Below are 15602 nucleotides of genomic sequence, written 5' to 3'. Positions count from 1 at the left end.
GGCACTGCGAGACGCTCGTGATCCCGCTCGCAACCTCATCCTGAGGTGCGAGTGAAACGAGCCTCGAAGGAGGGCTCCAGAAAGCTCGGCGATATCTGGAGGCCTCCTTCGAGGCCGCTACGCGGCACCTCAGGATGAGATCGAGTGTAGAATCGATCAAGATCAAGCAAATCGTGCAGTGTCACAACACAACACGAGTCGTCCGAATGCTGAGGCACGCAGAGGGCCAGCGATGAGCGAACCGGTCGTCCAGATCCGCAACCTGACCCTCGCCCTGCCGCGGGGCGCCGACCGGCCGCATGCGGTCGAGGACCTGAGCCTCGACCTGATGCCGGGAAAGATCCTGTGCGTCGTCGGCGAATCGGGCTCGGGCAAGTCGATGAGCGCCTACGCGCTCACCGGCCTGCTGCCGCGCGCGCTCAAGGTCACGGGCGGCGAGATCCGGTTCGAGGGCCGGGACCTGCTGCGCCTCGACGAGCGCGCCTGGCGCGATCTTCGCGGCCGGCGGATCGCGATGATCTTCCAGGAGCCGATGACGGCGCTCAACCCGGTGATGCGCATCGGCGACCAGATCGCCGAGATGTTCGAGGCCCACGGTCTCCTCACTCCCAAGGAGCGGCGCGAGCGCGCGGTCTCGCTCGCCGGCGAGGTCGGCCTGCCCGATCCCGAGCAGATCGTGAAGGCCTATCCCCACCAGCTCTCCGGAGGGCAGCGCCAGCGGGCGATGATCGCGATGGCGCTGGCGCTGGAACCCGCGGTGCTGGTGGCCGACGAGCCGACGACGGCGCTCGACGTCACAACGCAGGCGCAGATCCTCAAGCTGATCCGCACCATCCAGCAGCGCCGCAACATGGCGGTTTTGTTCATCACCCACGATTTCGGCGTCGTCGCCGACATCGCCGATCACGTCGCGGTGCTCCAGCGCGGCCGGCTGGTCGAATCCGGCTCGGCCGAGGCGGTCCTGCGCCATCCGCAAGCCGCCTACACCAAGGCGCTGCTCGCCGCGGTGCCGAGCCTGACCCCGCCGAAGCGCGAGCCCATCACCGCGGCGCCGGTCGCCCTCTCGGTGGCGAACCTCGCCAAGACCTACGCCACCCGCGCCGGCCTCCTCGGCAAGCCCCGGGTGGTGGCGGCGGTGAAGGAGGTCAGCTTCGACCTTCGCCGCGGCGAGACCCTGGGGATCGTCGGCGAGTCGGGCTCCGGCAAGTCGACCACGGCGCGGCTGGCGATCCGTTTGATCGAGCCCGACCACGGCACGGTGCGCCTCGGCAGCCTCGACTTCACGGCGCTCGGGGCCACGGCGCTCCGCGACGAGCGCCGGCGGATCCAGATGATCTTCCAGGACCCCTTCGCCTCGCTCAATCCCCGCCGCACCGTCGAGCAGATCATCGCCGGCGGCCCGATCGCCCACGGCACCCCGGCCCGTCAGGCGCGGGCGCGGGCGCGCGAGCTCCTCGACCTCGTCGGCCTGCCGCCGAGCGCCGCCGAGCGCTACCCCAACGCCTTCTCGGGCGGTCAGCGCCAGCGCATCGGCATCGCCCGGGCGCTCGCCATGGAGCCCGACGTGCTCGTCGCCGACGAGGCGGTCTCGGCCCTCGACGTCTCGGTCCAGGCTCAGGTCCTGGCGCTGCTGGAAGACTTGAAGCAGCGCCTCGGCATCGCGATGCTGTTCATCACCCACGACCTGCGCGTGGCGGCGACGATCTGCGACCGGATCGCCGTGATGCACCGGGGCGAGATCGTCGAGATGAACCGCACCGAAGCCCTGTTCCGGGCGCCCGAGCATCCCTACACCCGCAGCCTGCTGGCGGCGGTGCCGGGGGCGCTGTTCGCCGAGACGGCGTGAGGGGCGAAAAGATCGCCCGCATCTCTCGCGCAATCCGGTGGTAGATCCGCGCGGCCACCCGAACCCCGCGAGCCCGACCACCATGGTGCCGTCCTCCCCCCTCCCCGCCAGCCCCGCTCCACGGCCGGCCTTCGCCCGGTGGATGGGCACCACGAACCAGATCACCCGCACCTTCCTCGCCGCCGGCGCCATCCCCGACCTGATCAACGTCGCGGGCGGCTTGCCCGACCCGGACGTCTACCCGACGGAGCGCATGGCCGAGATCGCCCGCCGGGCGGTCGCCGAGCATCCGGACGAGGTCCTGGGCTACGGGCCGGTCGAGGGCCTGCCGGCCTTGCGCGACGCTCTCGCCCGGCGCCTCGGTTCGCCCGCCCTGCCGCTGACGCGCGACAACGTGCTGGTGACCACCTCCGGGATGCAGGCCCTCGACCTCGTCGGCAAGGTGCTGCTCGACGAGGGCGGGCTGATCGCCGGCCAGCACCCGACCTATCTCGGCGCCCTCGACGCTTGGCGGCCCCGGTCGCCGACGTTCCGCAACCTCGTTCTCGACGCACCCGGCTTCGACGCCCACCGCGCGCTGACGGGCGCGCAATTCGCCTACGCGGTGCCGAACTTCTCGAACCCCACCGGGCGCCTCGTCGGCCTGGAGACGCGCCGGGCCCTCGTCGCGGCGGCGCACGACACCGGCACCTGGCTCGTCGAGGACGATCCCTACGGTACCCTGCTCTACGACGGGGCGCCGCTGCCGCGCCTGATCGAGTTGTCGGCGCAGGCCGCGCCGGGCGCGCCCTATGCCGGCCCGGTCGTCTCCATGGGCACGCTGTCGAAGGAAATCGCGCCCGGCCTGCGCGTCGGCTGGATCGTCGCGGCGCCCGCGATGATCCAGGCGCTGACGCTCGCCAAGCAGGGCTCGGACCTGTGCACCAGCGGCGTGACGCAGCGCATCGCCCTCGCGGCGATCGAGACCGGGCTGATCGAGGCGATCCGGCCGGCCGTCGTCGCGCTCTACCGCGCGCGCCGGGACGCGCTCTGCGCCGCGCTCGAGGCTCACCTGTCCGCGTGGTTCACCTGGGAGGTGCCGGTCGGCGGCATGTTCGTCTGGGCGACCGCCAAGGATCCGGGCCTCGACACCGATGCGCTGCTCCCGCACGCTCTCAAGGCCGGGATCTGCTACGCGCCGAGCAGCGTCTTCGACGCGTCCGGGGCGAACCGGCGGGGGATGCGGATCAACTTCACCCTCAACCGGCCGGAGCGGCTGGACGAGGGGATGCGGCGCTTGGGGCTGGCGGTCGCCGCGCTCCGGGGCGCGGCCTGATCCGGCCCGTCACCGATCGGAAACGATCCGGGCACGGATTGGAATCAGACTTGCTATAAAGTTGCGCGCAATTCAAAGTGCCCTCGATACAATCGAGGAAGCGCCTCCATGATCCGGTCCTTCTCCCTCCTGGCCAGCGCCGCCATGCTGGCCTCCTTCACGGTGCCCGCAGCCGCAGAGGAGGCCGATCCGGCCGCCATCGTCGCCCTGCAATTCGCCGTCAGCGGGGACCACAAGGGCGTGCGCGCGAGCGGCGCCAAGGGCGTCTGCCTCAAGGGCAATTTCACGCCCAGCGCCGACGCGGCGGGCTTGTCGAAGGCGGCACAGTTCTCCAAGACCGTGCCGGTCACCGCCCGCTTCTCGATGGGCGGCGGCAACCCGAAGATCTCGGACAAGACCAAGGCGACCACCCGCGGCTTCGCGATGCGGATGCAGGATCCCGCCGGCGACCTGACCTTCGTGATCATCTCCGCCCCGGTCTTCTCGACCAAGACCCCGGCGCAGCTGCTCGAATTCCTCCAGGTCCGGGCGCCCGGACCGGACGGCAAGCCGGATGCGGAAAAGATCAAGGCCTTCGCGGCGAAGAACCCCGAGACCGGCCGCCAGGCGGCGTGGCTCAACGCGCGGCCGGTGCCGGCGAGCTTCGCGGGCACCGATTACTGGGCGGTGCACGCCTACACGCTGACCAATGCCAAGGGCGACAAGACGGTCGCCAAGCTGAAATTCGTCGCCGCCGACAAGGCGACCCTCTCGGACGAGGAGCTGAAGGCCAAGCCCGATTCGTTCTACGCCGACGAATTGAAGGAGCGGCTGGCGCGGGGGCCGGCGCGGTTCGACCTCGTGGCGATCCTGGCCGAGCCGAACGACCCGACGACGGACGTCACCGCGACCTGGCCGGAGGACGAGCGCAAGCAGAAGACGCTCGGCACCCTGGCGATCACGGCCATCGAGCCCGACGCCACCTGCGACGCCGCCACCTTCGACCCCGTGGTCGACCTGCCCGAGGGCATCGCCGGCCCGGCCGACGACCCGATGTTCGCGATCCGCTCACCGGCCTACGCGGTGTCGCTGTCGCGGCGCTCGAACTGAGACGCGTTCCGGAAGGGACGCGTCTCAGAACGGGTTTTCGCAAGGCCGCATCCCGACGAGGCCCCGCCCCCGAGGGGGCGGGGCCGAGGGCTCACGCCGAGACCGCCGGCGCCATCGCCGCTACCGGCGCCCGCCGCCGCTCCATCACCGAGACCGCCACGGCCGTCAGGAAGGCGAGCGGCATCGTCACGATGGTCGGCGGATCCAACGGGAAGATCGGCGCGGGATTGCCCAGCACCTTCACCCAGACCGGCGGGCCCAGCACTGTGAGCAGGACCGCGCCGACGAGGCCGGTGACGCCGCCGGCGATCGCCCCGCGGGTGGTGAGCCCGCCCCAGTACAGCGCCAGGATCAGCAGCGGCAGGGTCGAGCTGCAGCTCACCGCGTAGGCGAGGCTGATCATGTAGGCGACGTTCTGGCTCTGGAAGGCGATGCCGAGCAGCACCGACAGCAGCCCCAAACCCACGGTGGCGAGGCGCGAGACCCGGATCTCGCTGCGCTCGGTGGCGCTGCCCCGGCCGAGGATGCGGGCGTAGAGGTCGTGGCTCACCGCCGAGGCGCCCGTGAGGGTGAGCCCCGCCACCACCGCCAGGATCGTCGCGAAGGCCACCGCCGAGACGAGGCCCATCAGGGTGTTGCCGCCGAGGGCGTGGGAGAGGTGGACGGTCGCCATGTTGCCGCCGCCGCGGATCGCCCCCTTGGCGTCGAGATAGGCCGGATCGCCGGCGACGATGGCGAGCGCCCCGAAGCCGATGACGAAGATGAGGGCGAAGAAGCCGCTCTGGCACATCACCGCCCAGAACACCGAGACGCGGGCGGCGCGGGCATCCGGCACGGTGAAGAAGCGCATCAGCACGTGAGGCAGGCCGGCGGTGCCGAGCATCAGGGTCATGCCGAGCGACAGGGACTGCCAGACGCTGCCGGCATAGACCTGGGGCATCATGATCGCCTCGTGCTTCGGATGCACGGCGATCGCCCGGGCGACAAGGGCATTGTAGTCGAAGCCGAACGAGGCCAGCACCAGCAGCGAGATCGCGATGCCGGCGCTGAGCAGCAGCACCGCCTTGACGATCTGCACCCAGGTCGTCGCCACCATGCCGCCGAACATCACGTAGCAGATCATCAGGGCGCCGACGAGAACTTGCGCGTAGAGGTAGTCGAGACCGAACAGGAGCCGGATCAGCTGGCCCGCCCCGACCATCTGGGCGATGAGGTAGAACATCACGATGACGAGGGTCGCGACCGCCGTGAAGATCCGGATCGGCGTCTCGGACAGGCGTGTCGAGAGCACGTCGGCCACCGTGTAGCGGCCGAGCTTGCGCAGGCGCTCCGCCACCAGGAACACCACGAAGGGCAGGCCGGTGGCGTAGCCGACCGCGAAGATCAGTCCGTCGAAGCCCGAGGCGCAGATGAGGCCGGCAAGCCCCAGCAGCGCGCCGGCCGAGATCATGTCGCCGGCGAGCGCGATGCCGTTCTGGAAGCCGGAGATCTGGCCGCCGGCGGCGTAGAACTGGTCGGCCGAGTTGGCGCGGCGCGCCGCCCACCAGGTGATGCCCAGCGTGACGAGCACGATGGCGACGAACATCGTCACCGCCACGGGATTCATGCCGCCGCCGGCTTCGGCCGCGAGCGCCGGGGTGGCGGCGGCCGCGAGGGCGAGGCCGGGAAGGAGGGATCTTGACATGATGTGGTGCTCCGTCAGCGCGCGGTGAGACGGTTGGCGATGAGGACGTAGGTGCCGGTGAGCACCATCGTCGACAGGATGCAGAGGAGCCCGAAGACGGTCGCGACCGTGACCGCCAGCCCGGGGGCGACGGCCTTCGTCATCGTCTCGGGCGAGGCGATGAAGGTGCCGACGAAGCCGGCGTAGATCAGGGTCTGGATCGCCGCCATGATCCAGCCGAGCCGCGCCTGCGGCAGCTCGTCGTTCGAAGATCGCGCAAGGGTGTGGTCCGCGGACATGACTCCGGCCTCCGTCTCTCGAAGAATAGGAAAGGATGGTGTGCGGCTACTCGGCCGCCTTCGGGAACTCTTCGGTGCCCGCACCGACCACGCGGCCGAAGCCGTTGTTGACACGGCTGCGCTGATACTTGTTCAGCCAGGTGCTGAACTGGACCGGCAGCATATCGTAGGGGCGCTCCTCGCCGAGCACCATGGCGGCGTAGACCGGCCAGTGCGGGTTGGCGAGCATCGGCCGGCCGAGCATGACGAGGTCGATCCTCCCCTCGCGCAGGATCGCGTCGGCGTAGACCGGGTCGGCGAGGTTCCAGTTGGCGGCGGTCAGCACGCCCGCCTCCTCGCGGATGCGCTGCGCCGCCGGGACCATGAAGCCCTCCTCGTCCCAGGGCGTCTGGGCCCGGCCGGAATTGCCGCCGAACGACACGTCGACGAGGTCGAGGCCCCGCGGCGCCAGCAGGCGCGCGAGTTCCACCGATTCGTCGAGGGTCTGGCCGCCCGGGGCGAACTCGGTGACGCCGAAGCGCATCGAGAGCGGCAGCCGCTCGGGCCACTCGGAGCGCACCGCCTCGAACACCTCGACGAGCAGCCGGCTGCGGCCGGCAAAGTCGCCGCCGTATTCGTCGGTGCGGCGGTTGGCGAGCGGCGAGAAGAAGCTCGAGAGCAGGAAGCCGTGGGCGCAGTGGATCTCGAGCCACTGGAAGCCGGCCTCCCGCGCCCGGCGCGCCGCCTCGGCGTACTGGCGCACCACATCCCGGATGTCGTCGTGGGTCATCGCCCGGGGCACCCGCGGCATGATCCCCCCGAAGGCGTCGGCGGAGGGGCCGATCACCTCCCAGGCGTCGGGATGGTCCTCGGGCAGGTGCCCGCCGCCCCGCCACGGCGGCTCGACGCAGCCGCGTCGCCCGGTATGGCCGAGCTGGATGCCCGGTGCCGCGCCGACCGACGACACGAAGCGGGCGATGCGGGCGAGCGCCTCGCCCTGCGCGTCGTTCCAGATGCCGGCGCAGTGGGTCGACATGCGGCCCTCCGGCGAGACGGCGGCCTGTTCCACCACCACGAGGGCGGCGCCGCCCGCCGCCTTCGAGCCCAGATGCGCCAGGTGCCAGTCGGTCACGAGCCCGTCCGGCGAAGAGAACTGCGTCATCGGCGATACGGCGATCCGGTTGCGCAACGAGACGTCGCGGACCCGGAGTTCGCTGAAGAGAGAGGACATCGCGGTTGGGCCTCCACTCCCGCACGTCCCCTCAAGCTTCTGCCCGAGGAAAATACGGGTTGCTCTAAAATCGGTCGGTCTCGACAAGAAACGGGCACTCAGGTGCCCGCTTCTCTACCAGCGACGACTTGTTCGCCACGAAGACTGCCCGTAGCCTGTCCGGGCGTTCTTCCAAAATCGCGCCGCGGTCGATCAGAATCCGGCCAGGGCCGGGCAAGAGGATCCCGGGAGAGCGCCAGACCGGGACGCGAGAGACCATGTCGCTGACGACGATGCAGACGCGGGACATCGGCGCCTGGCCGAAGAACGTGGCACTGGCTCGCAGCACCGGGCGGGGCTGGCGCAACATCCACGCCCAGCACGTCGCGGTGGAGCCGTGGACCGGCACGCTCGATCCGGTCGGCAATCCCTGCCTCGGCTACTGCGTCAACCGTCCGGCGCAGGTCCACCGGCGGATCGGGCGGGGCGGGCCGGCCGAGACCCGCACCCTGCGCCCGCGGCAATTCCACCTGATCCCGGCCCACGACGAGAGCGAGTGGCAGCGCCGCGGCCGGTCCGAGATGCTCGCGATGCATCTGAGCCAGGACCTGATCGACGAGACCGCCCGCCGGATGTGGAGCGCCTCCGCCACGCGGGTCGCGCTCGACGTGCCGCTCGGCACTGCCGACCCGCTGCTGGAAGAGCTCGCGCTGGCGATCCTCGACATCATGCGCGAACCGCCGGATCCCGCCTCGAACCTCTACGTCGACGAGCTGGTTCACGCCATGGTGGTGCGGCTGGTGCGGACCTACACGGCGAACGGCCGCTCGGCGCGCCCCGGGCCGGACGCGGACCAGCCCGACCGCGCCGACCTCGCGCGGGTGCGCGACCTCGTCGAGGCGCACCTGGCCGAGGATCTGTCGCTCGAGACCATCGCGCGCGCGGTCGGCGTCTCGCCGCGCTCCCTGTCCCGGGCCTTCCTGCAGCACTGGGGCACCACGGTGCACCAATACGTGCTGTCGCGCCGCCTGGAGCGGGCCAAGACGATGCTGCGCGCGACCGACCACACCATCACGTCGATCGCCCTCGATACCGGCTTCTCGAGCCAGAGCCACCTGGCGACGGTGTTTCGCAAGGTGACGGGGCTGACGCCGAAGGAGTTCAGGCTGGACGGAAGGTAATGGGGAAGCCAGGCGCGAGGACGAGCGCCCTTCGACTCAGATGATCGCCGCCAGGGATCGTCATCTCATCCCATCCATGACCCCATCCTGAGGTGCCGCCAGCGGTCTCGAAGGAGGGCTCCAGGAATCAAGCAGACGGCTGGAGGCCGCCTTCGAGGCTCCCTGCGGTCGCACCTCAGGATGGGGTCGTGGGTGGGCCGGGATATGACAGGTGCGTCGAACGCCCCCTCAGGCCACCGACCGCACCACCCCTCGCGGCGCTTGGCTCACGCTCTCCCGGCGCACCGCCTCCGCCTCCCGGCACAGCGTCTCGGCGAGCATCCGGGCGCGCTCGGCCCAGTGGTCGCGCTCGGCGCGCAAGGCCGCGAGCTCGTCGCGGCCCGAGGCAAGCGCGACCGCGAGGTCGTCGACCTCGGCCGACAGGGCATGTGCTCGGTCGCGCTCGCGGGCGAGCGCAGTCCGCAGCACCGCGAGCGCCGCGGACCCCGCCTCCGGCGGAGACGCCGCAGCCGGACGAGCAGGCGCAGCCGGCGGGACCGGAGCCGAGGCCGGCGGCGGAGCCTCCGCCGAGGCGACAGCGCGAGGCCCGGACAGAGACTGCACCGGCGCGGGCGCGACCGTGATCGGGACGCCCTCCTCCTCCAGCACGAGGCCGTGCAGCATCGCGAACACCCCGTCGCCGTCGAGGCGGGTGAGGTCGAAGCCGCTCTCGGCGGCGAGCCCGCACCACAGGGCCTGGCCACGGGCGGACTGGCCCACGAAGGCCATCGACCAGTCGGGGAAGCCGCGGGTCTCGGCCGGGCCGCATTGCAGCACCGTGACGTCGCCGTGGCGTTCGTCGCGCTGGATGCGCTCGAAGGTCTCCTCCACGCCGGCCCGCGGCCCCTCCAGCACCTGCGCGAAGGCGCCGCCGTTGAACATCAGCGCCCCGGTGACGCCGGCCGTGCGGTTGTTGCGCTGCGAGGCATCGAGGATCTGACGCACGGCCGCCGTGACCTCGTGGTCCGGGCCCTGAAGCAGGTTCTTGCTGGCATAGACCAGGCGGTACAGGTCACTCATGACGGGCTCCGGGAACGGGGGCGGAGAGGAGGCTCAGGAGGTCGTCGGCCGCCAGCGGCTTGCTGATGAGGTAGCCCTGCACGTCGGTGCAGCCCTCGGCCCGGATGCGCCGCAGCTGCTCGGGCGTCTCGACGCCCTCCGCCACCGTGGTCATGCCGAGGCTGCGGCCGAGGCCGGCGATCGCCCGGATGATCGCCTCGCCGTCGGCCTTCGTCCCCGGGTCCTTCTCGGCGCAGATGTCGGTGACGAAGGAGCGGTCGATCTTGATCTTGTCGAATGGGAAGGCGCGCAGGTAGCTGAGGGACGAGTAGCCGGTGCCGAAATCGTCCATCGACACCCGCACCCCGAGGCTGCGCATGCGGTGGAGGGTTTGCAGGGTCTTCTCGTTGTCCTGGAGCAGCACGCCCTCGGTGATCTCGATCTCGAGCCGCGACGGCGGCAGGCCGGCCTGGGACAGGGCCGACATGATGGTCTCGACGAGGCGGTCGCTCTTGAACTGCGCCGGCGAGACGTTGACCGCCACCGACAGGGGCTGCGGCCAGGACGCGGCGTCGCGGCAGGCCTGGCGGATCACCCATTCGCCGATCGGCACGATCAGGCCGATCTCCTCGGCCAGCGGGATGAAGTCGATGGGCGAGACCAGCCCGCGCTCCGGATGGTGCCAGCGGATCAGCGCCTCGCAGCCGACCAGCCGCTCGTCGGCGAGGTTGAGCTGGGGCTGGTAGTGGAGCTGGAACTCGCGCCGGGCGAGCGCCTGGCGCATGTCGAGTTCGAGGCGCCGGCGCGCCTGCATGCGCGCATCCATGGCCGGCTCGAAGAACCGGAACGTGCCCCGCCCGTCGAGCTTGGCGCGGTAGAGGGCGAGGTCGGCGTTCTTCAGCAGCCGGTCGGCGTCGCTTCCGTCGGCCGGCGCCAGGGCGACGCCGACGCTCGCCCCGATCGAGAGCAGCTGGCCCTCGATCATGTAGGTGCGGCCGACGAGGTCGACGATGCGGCGCGCCAGCGCCTGGGCCTCGCCGGGCGCGGTCACGCCGGCCTGCAGCACCACGAACTCGTCGCCGCCGATCCGCGCGACGGTATCGCCGGCCCGGACCATCGAGCGCAGGCGGTCGGCCACCTTGTGCAGCAGCGCGTCGCCGACCGGGTGGCCGAGCGTGTCGTTGACCGGCTTGAAGCGATCGAGATCGACGAGGAGGACGGCGCAGCCTTCCCCCTTGCGCTCGAGGCGCACCAGAGCCGCGTCGAGGTGCTCGCGCAGCTGCAGGCGGTTCGGCAGGCCGGTGAGCGGGTCGAGGCGGGCGAGCGCGTGGGCCCGGCTCTCCGCCTCCCGGCGGGCGCTGACGTCCTCCAGCACCAGGGCGACGCCCTCGTCCGGGACGGCGTGCATCTCGACCTGGACGCTGTGACCGCCCGCGGCCACGTCGAGGACGGCCCGGCCGCTCAGGCGCGCGACGATCTCCCGCACGGGCAGGCCGGAGCCGGCGCGGGCGAGGCGCAGGAGCCGGCGAAGGCTGGGCGCGCCGCCGAGGCCGAGCCGTTGCAGCAGCGCGAGGGCCGGCGCGGTGGAGACGGCGACGCGGCCGTCGGGGTCGATCAGCAGGACACCGTGCCGGACGGCATCGAGGCCGCGGGCGAGACGCTGGGGCGCGGCGGGGTCCGGCCCGTCCGCGCGCAGGGGTGCGCAGGCCGGAGCGAGGCGCGGCTCGGCCGACAGGAGGGCTGTCATGGGGGCGTGTCGGGCTCCGCGAGGGGCGCCGGCTCGGCGCGGGGTCGATACGGGGTAGGAATATACTGCCGCGATTAACGCTTCGTCTCATCCGGCAGCGGACCGGAAGATCCGGCGCCAGATCTCATGCTGCCGGAACACCATTCAGCCGGCTCCGTCAGTATGTCCGACTGCAACGAAGCAAGCGACGACAAGCTCCGCCGCGGTTTCGGTGCATGGCTAATGGATCGTGATCGGCTCGGGTCGGCCGAATAGCGTCCCGGATGGGGGGACGGGCTCGCGGGAGATCGACAGGTGCGGCGCCATCGACCCCGGCTTCACGGAATCGCGTGGCAGGAAGACGATCGCGTCAGGGTGCCGAGCCGGACGCGCCGGGCACCGCCTCCCGGCTCCGCAGCACGTCGAGCCGGTACGACGCGGTGCGGATCGGGCGGTCGACCGCGAGGCGGGCGCGGGTCTCGCGGATGAACAGGTCGGCGGCCTCGTCGCCGGTCAGGGGGTAGTGCGTCTCGCCGGTCCAGTGCACCAGGACGACGTCGCCGCCCGGAAGCAGGCTCTCGCGCACTCGGCCGGCGAGGCGGGCGACGTCGCCGGCATCGAGGTAGTAGACCACTTCCGACAGGAGGATCAGGTCGAAGCGGCCCTCCGGCCACTCGCCCGGCACCTGGGCGCGCATCAGGCGGACGCCCGGCAGGTCGCGGCAGCGCGTGCGGGCCTGGGCCAGGGCGGCCTCGGCCACGTCGAGGGCGGCGAGGGTGTCGCAGCGGGGCGCGAGCGCCGCCGTCAGCACCCCGATCGAGCAGCCGATCTCGAGGCCGGCTTCGTACTGCGGGCGCGGCAGGGCCGCGAGGGTGGCGGCGTACTTGTCGCGCTCGTAGGGGCTGGCAGCGAAGTTCCACGGGTCGGGATCGGCGGCGTAGCGCTCGTCGAAGTAGCCGGGCGGCAGCGAGGTGGTGTGGCGGGTCATCGCAGCCTCCCTAACGAGCGACGTCGAGGAAGGTCTCCAAGGAAGATCTCATGGTCCCGCGCGAAGCGGGCGAGCATCGCCGGCTCCAGGCGAAAGCCCTGCGGATCGTCGGCGATCAGGTCGGTGGTCTGCGAGCGGTGGGCGGCGATGGCCGCGGCCTTGGCGCGGAGATGGTGGGAGATCGCCAGGCGGGCGCCCCGGGGTTCCTCGCCGATCTCGGTCTCCGGCGGCAGCGTCCAGCCCCAGACCGGGTAGGCGTAGAGGGAGACGGTGCCGAGGAATCCTCGGCCGAGGAGTTCCCGCGCGCGGCGGGCGAGCGCCGCGCTCGCCGCGTGGTCGCAATGCGGGTCGTGCGCCCAGGTCACGAAAAGGGCGCCCGCGCCGCAGGCCCGGGCCGCCTCCGCGATCGCCCCGGCGGCCGCCTCGGCCTCGGGACCGGAGGCCGGCACGAACCGGTCGGGCAGGCGCAGGAAGGCAATGTGCTCGGGGCTCAGGCCCAGGCTCGCCGCCGCCGCCAGGGTCTCTGATTCGCGTAGATTCCGCAGGCGCTCGGGCGGGTGGCTCTTCGAGTTCGGGTGAGAGCCGATCCCGTCGCTCACCACGACGAGCCGGACCGGGATTTTCTGGGCGCAGGCTTCGGCGATGAGCCCGCCGCAGCCGAGACTCTCGTCATCGGGATGGGGCGCCACCACCACTATCCCGCCGGCCGGCACGAGGTCGCGTAAAGAGCGTACCGGCAGCGCCTCGGCCGCCGCGAGGAAGGCGTCGGCCCGCATCAGCGCGGCTCCCAGAGCGTGGCGACCGGTCCGTCGACGGCGAGGATCGTGGCAGCGGCGCCGGTCAGCGCCCGATCGGGGGCGGGCTGGCGCAGATAGGTCGCGAGGTCGCGCGACAGCCGCTCCAGGGGATGGCCGCGCAGGAAGCCCTGGAGGCCGACGGAGCGCTGGGCGAGGCCCAGCACCTCGAGCCCCGCCCGCTCGACCGCGAGCCGGGCAAGGTCGACGAAGGCGACGATGCGCTCCGCCGGCAGGACCTCCTCGGAGACGAGGCCGGCCGCCCGGCCGACGAAGAGCCGGGCGCCTTCGAGCGCGATCGCTCCCTCGCCGAGGCGGGCGAGCTGGTGAGGATCGTCGCCCCGCCCGGTTCGGGCGAGGTGGCCGCGCCAGGCCTCGAACACCGCGTCGATGCCCCCGAGCTGCACCGCCGCGAAGCGCCAGGCACCGCCGGAGAAGTGCGGCTGGCGGTGATAGTCGTCCGGCCCGCCGAGCCGGGCCAGGGGCGCGAGGCCGGTGAGGTCGACGGTGCCGGTGGCCGAGGCGCGCATGCCTTGCGCGCGCCAGGCCGAAAGGTCGGCCCGGCTCCCGGGCTCGAGGGCGACGACGAGCATCAGCGGCGCTGCGTGCCCGGGCCGGCGCGCCGTCACCAGGGCGCGGGTGACGTGGCCGGCCCCCGACGCGAAGGTCTTGACCCCGGCAAGCCGCCCGTCCTCGCCGAGGACGAGGCCGCCCGCCGCCGGCTCGGTGTTCCACACCCCGAACAGGTGGCCGGCACGGGCATCGCCGAACAGGGCGCGCCGCTCCGCCGGGGCGGCGTAGCGGGCGACGAGCTGGAGCGCGTTGACGTGGCCCTCGTAGAGCCGGCCGAGGGCCAGGCTGCCGACGCCTATGAGGCGCAGCACCTCCGCGAGGTCGGCGGCACCCGGCTCCTGCCCGAGGCCGGCCCCACCCTCTCCCGTCGGAACCGGGGCGGCGAGGAGGCCGGCCCGAGCGAGGTCGGCCACGTCCTCGGCCGGGAAGCCGTCGTCGCGGTCCTGCGCGTCGGCCCGCTCGGCGGCCAGGATCGCGATCCGGCGGGCAGCCGCGACGCTTCCCTCGGCCGAAGGGGGCGTCGCGCGACGGACGGCCTCACGCATTGCCGGCCTCCTCCGACGCCCGGCCGAGGGCGGGGCGGGCGCGCGTGGGCCGGAGGGTGCCGAGGAGCCGCAGGCTCCGTGCCCCGCGCCGCAACCCGGCGAGCAGGAGGCGGGCGGCGCGGATCTGCCGGGGCAGCGCCCGCGGGCGCAGGGGGTGACAGGCGAGGAGCGGGCTCGCCGCCTCGATCGCCGCGAGGCGGGCGCCGAGGGTGGGGAGGCCGGCGATGCGGTGCGCCTCGGCGCGCGGCACGCGCAGCCAGGGCGCCCAGAGCCCGGTGCGCGCGAAGCGTCCGGCTCCGTGCAGGCGCCGCAGCCGGCGTCCCCAGGCGTACCGGAACAGGGCGCGGCTCAAGGGCTCGAGGCGCGGGTCGCAAGGGGTCTCGGGCACGGCACAGCGTTGCCGCATCGTGTCGGCCGCGCCGCCCGGGGCGCGGCCGTCGAGCCGACCCGAGGTGACGACGACGATGTCGGGGGCGTGGCGTATCCGAGCATCCGCCCGCAGGAGCGCCGCCGCGAAGGCCCTGTCCTCGCCCAAGGGGAGCGCCGGCATGCCGCCGGCGGCGCGGTAGGCGGAGAGGCGAACCGCGAGGCTCGCCCCGGAGCGGGTCGCGTGCCGCGGCCAGGGATCGTGCGCGACCGGGTCGATCAGGGATTCGAGGGCGACGAGCAGCGCCTCGTAGGTGCCTTCCAGCCGCCCGCGGGCGTGGAGCGCGTCCGGCAGGCGCGCGGCCTCGGCCTCGTCGAGCGTGATCGTTCCGGCGGCCGCGTCGGCGCCTCCCGCCAGGGCCGCGAGGTTGCGCGCGACCCAGTCCGGCGGCACGCGGCTGTCGGCATCGGTGGTCAGGATCACGCCGTCCGGCACCGTGCCGTCGAGCCGGCCGACGACCGGCGCCACCTCTTCCAACCAGAGGGCGGCTGCCTCCATCGCCTCGCGCCGAGCCCAGCCGGCATGCGCCCCCGCGAAGTCGCGCTCGATCACCCGTACCTGCACCCGCAGGGCGGGCACGAGGGCCGCGACGGCCTCCGCCGTGCCGTCGGTGCAGTTGTTGAGGAACAGGACGATCCCGAGGCCATCCGCCCCGATCTCCTCCTGCGCGGCCAGCGCGCGCAGGCAGGCGCCGATCCGGGCGACCTCGTTGCGGACCGGCACGGCGACGATGCAGCACGGCGCGGGCGAGCCGCCGGATACCGGCCTCCGGGTTCGGCCCCGGTCCTCTGGATTGGTCACGCGCGGCGTCTCCGGGGGGCCCGAGCCGGTCGCGCCGGCCGCCCTCGCGGATTAACCTATGTCATACTCCACCCCAGTCTCTAGGGTGCGACCAAATTGACCGCCTCTCCCTGGAGCGCCGACCTGCT

General features: G+C 72.5%; 13 protein-coding genes. 4 read left to right on the top strand and 9 right to left on the bottom strand.

What is annotated here, in order from left to right; all coding sequences use genetic code 11:
• Window positions 1-232 precede the first annotated feature (232 nt).
• The 3 genes from MFF64_RS10780 to MFF64_RS10770 all read left to right on the top strand — a co-directional run bounded on the left by MFF64_RS10780 (window position 233) and on the right by MFF64_RS10770 (window position 4250).
• Window positions 233-1846, top strand: a complete 1614-nt coding sequence (locus MFF64_RS10780) for an ABC transporter ATP-binding protein (protein ID WP_238190748.1) — start codon at window positions 233-235, stop codon at window positions 1844-1846.
• Between the two features lie 82 nt (window positions 1847-1928).
• Window positions 1929-3161: an aminotransferase-like domain-containing protein gene (locus tag MFF64_RS10775; RefSeq protein WP_099901660.1), complete on the top strand. Its 1233-nt coding sequence runs from the start codon at window positions 1929-1931 to the stop codon at window positions 3159-3161.
• Between the two features lie 108 nt (window positions 3162-3269).
• Window positions 3270-4250 (top strand): catalase family peroxidase, encoded by a 981-nt coding sequence (locus MFF64_RS10770; protein WP_238190747.1) that lies wholly within the window; start codon window positions 3270-3272, stop codon window positions 4248-4250.
• Window positions 4251-4341: 91 nt separating this feature from the next.
• On the opposite strand, the gene MFF64_RS10765 is transcribed toward MFF64_RS10770, so the two are convergent.
• Genes MFF64_RS10765 through MFF64_RS10755 form a run of 3 tightly spaced genes read right to left on the bottom strand, consistent with a single transcriptional unit; the run spans window position 4342 to window position 7422 of the window.
• Window positions 4342-5934, bottom strand: coding sequence for a sodium:solute symporter family transporter (locus MFF64_RS10765; protein WP_099901902.1), 1593 nt, complete (start codon window positions 5932-5934; stop codon window positions 4342-4344).
• Between the two features lie 14 nt (window positions 5935-5948).
• Window positions 5949-6212 carry a DUF485 domain-containing protein gene (locus MFF64_RS10760; RefSeq protein ID WP_099901904.1) on the bottom strand — a complete coding sequence of 88 codons (264 nt, stop codon included), beginning with the start codon at window positions 6210-6212 and terminating at the stop codon, window positions 5949-5951.
• A gap of 46 nt (window positions 6213-6258) precedes the next feature.
• Window positions 6259-7422 (bottom strand): NADH:flavin oxidoreductase/NADH oxidase, encoded by a 1164-nt coding sequence (locus tag MFF64_RS10755; RefSeq protein WP_238190746.1) that lies wholly within the window; start codon window positions 7420-7422, stop codon window positions 6259-6261.
• A 257-nt stretch (window positions 7423-7679) separates the two neighbouring features.
• On the opposite strand from MFF64_RS10755, the gene MFF64_RS10750 reads away from it, so the two are divergent.
• On the top strand, window positions 7680-8582 hold the full coding sequence (locus MFF64_RS10750; RefSeq protein ID WP_238190745.1) for a helix-turn-helix domain-containing protein: 903 nt from the start codon (window positions 7680-7682) through the stop codon (window positions 8580-8582).
• A gap of 228 nt (window positions 8583-8810) precedes the next feature.
• Here the strand turns inward: MFF64_RS10750 and MFF64_RS10745 are convergent, their stop codons facing one another.
• The 6 genes from MFF64_RS10745 to MFF64_RS10720 all read right to left on the bottom strand — a co-directional run bounded on the left by MFF64_RS10745 (window position 8811) and on the right by MFF64_RS10720 (window position 15474).
• Entirely contained in the window at window positions 8811-9641 is an 831-nt protein-coding gene (locus MFF64_RS10745; RefSeq protein ID WP_099902126.1) for a BLUF domain-containing protein, read from the bottom strand.
• Window positions 9634-11367: a putative bifunctional diguanylate cyclase/phosphodiesterase gene (locus MFF64_RS10740; RefSeq protein WP_238190744.1), complete on the bottom strand. Its 1734-nt coding sequence runs from the start codon at window positions 11365-11367 to the stop codon at window positions 9634-9636. The genes MFF64_RS10745 and MFF64_RS10740 overlap by 8 nt, the downstream gene beginning before the upstream one ends.
• Before the next feature lie 349 nt (window positions 11368-11716).
• Window positions 11717-12334: a class I SAM-dependent DNA methyltransferase gene (locus MFF64_RS10735; RefSeq protein WP_099903988.1), complete on the bottom strand. Its 618-nt coding sequence runs from the start codon at window positions 12332-12334 to the stop codon at window positions 11717-11719.
• Window positions 12331-13110, bottom strand: a complete 780-nt coding sequence (locus MFF64_RS10730; protein ID WP_099903989.1) for a PIG-L deacetylase family protein — start codon at window positions 13108-13110, stop codon at window positions 12331-12333. The genes MFF64_RS10735 and MFF64_RS10730 overlap by 4 nt, the downstream gene beginning before the upstream one ends.
• Window positions 13110-14246, bottom strand: coding sequence for an acyl-CoA dehydrogenase family protein (locus MFF64_RS10725; protein WP_238190743.1), 1137 nt, complete (start codon window positions 14244-14246; stop codon window positions 13110-13112). Before MFF64_RS10725 ends, MFF64_RS10730 begins: the two co-directional genes overlap by 1 nt.
• Window positions 14239-15474 (bottom strand): glycosyltransferase family 2 protein, encoded by a 1236-nt coding sequence (locus MFF64_RS10720; protein WP_238190742.1) that lies wholly within the window; start codon window positions 15472-15474, stop codon window positions 14239-14241. The genes MFF64_RS10725 and MFF64_RS10720 overlap by 8 nt, the downstream gene beginning before the upstream one ends.
• Window positions 15475-15602 lie beyond the last annotated feature (128 nt).

The sequence above is a fragment of the Methylobacterium frigidaeris genome, from assembly GCF_022179185.1.
Taxonomy (GTDB): domain Bacteria; phylum Pseudomonadota; class Alphaproteobacteria; order Rhizobiales; family Beijerinckiaceae; genus Methylobacterium; species Methylobacterium frigidaeris.
The sequence above is the reverse complement of the archived record's forward strand: the minus strand, read 5'-3'. Positions and strand labels throughout refer to the sequence as shown.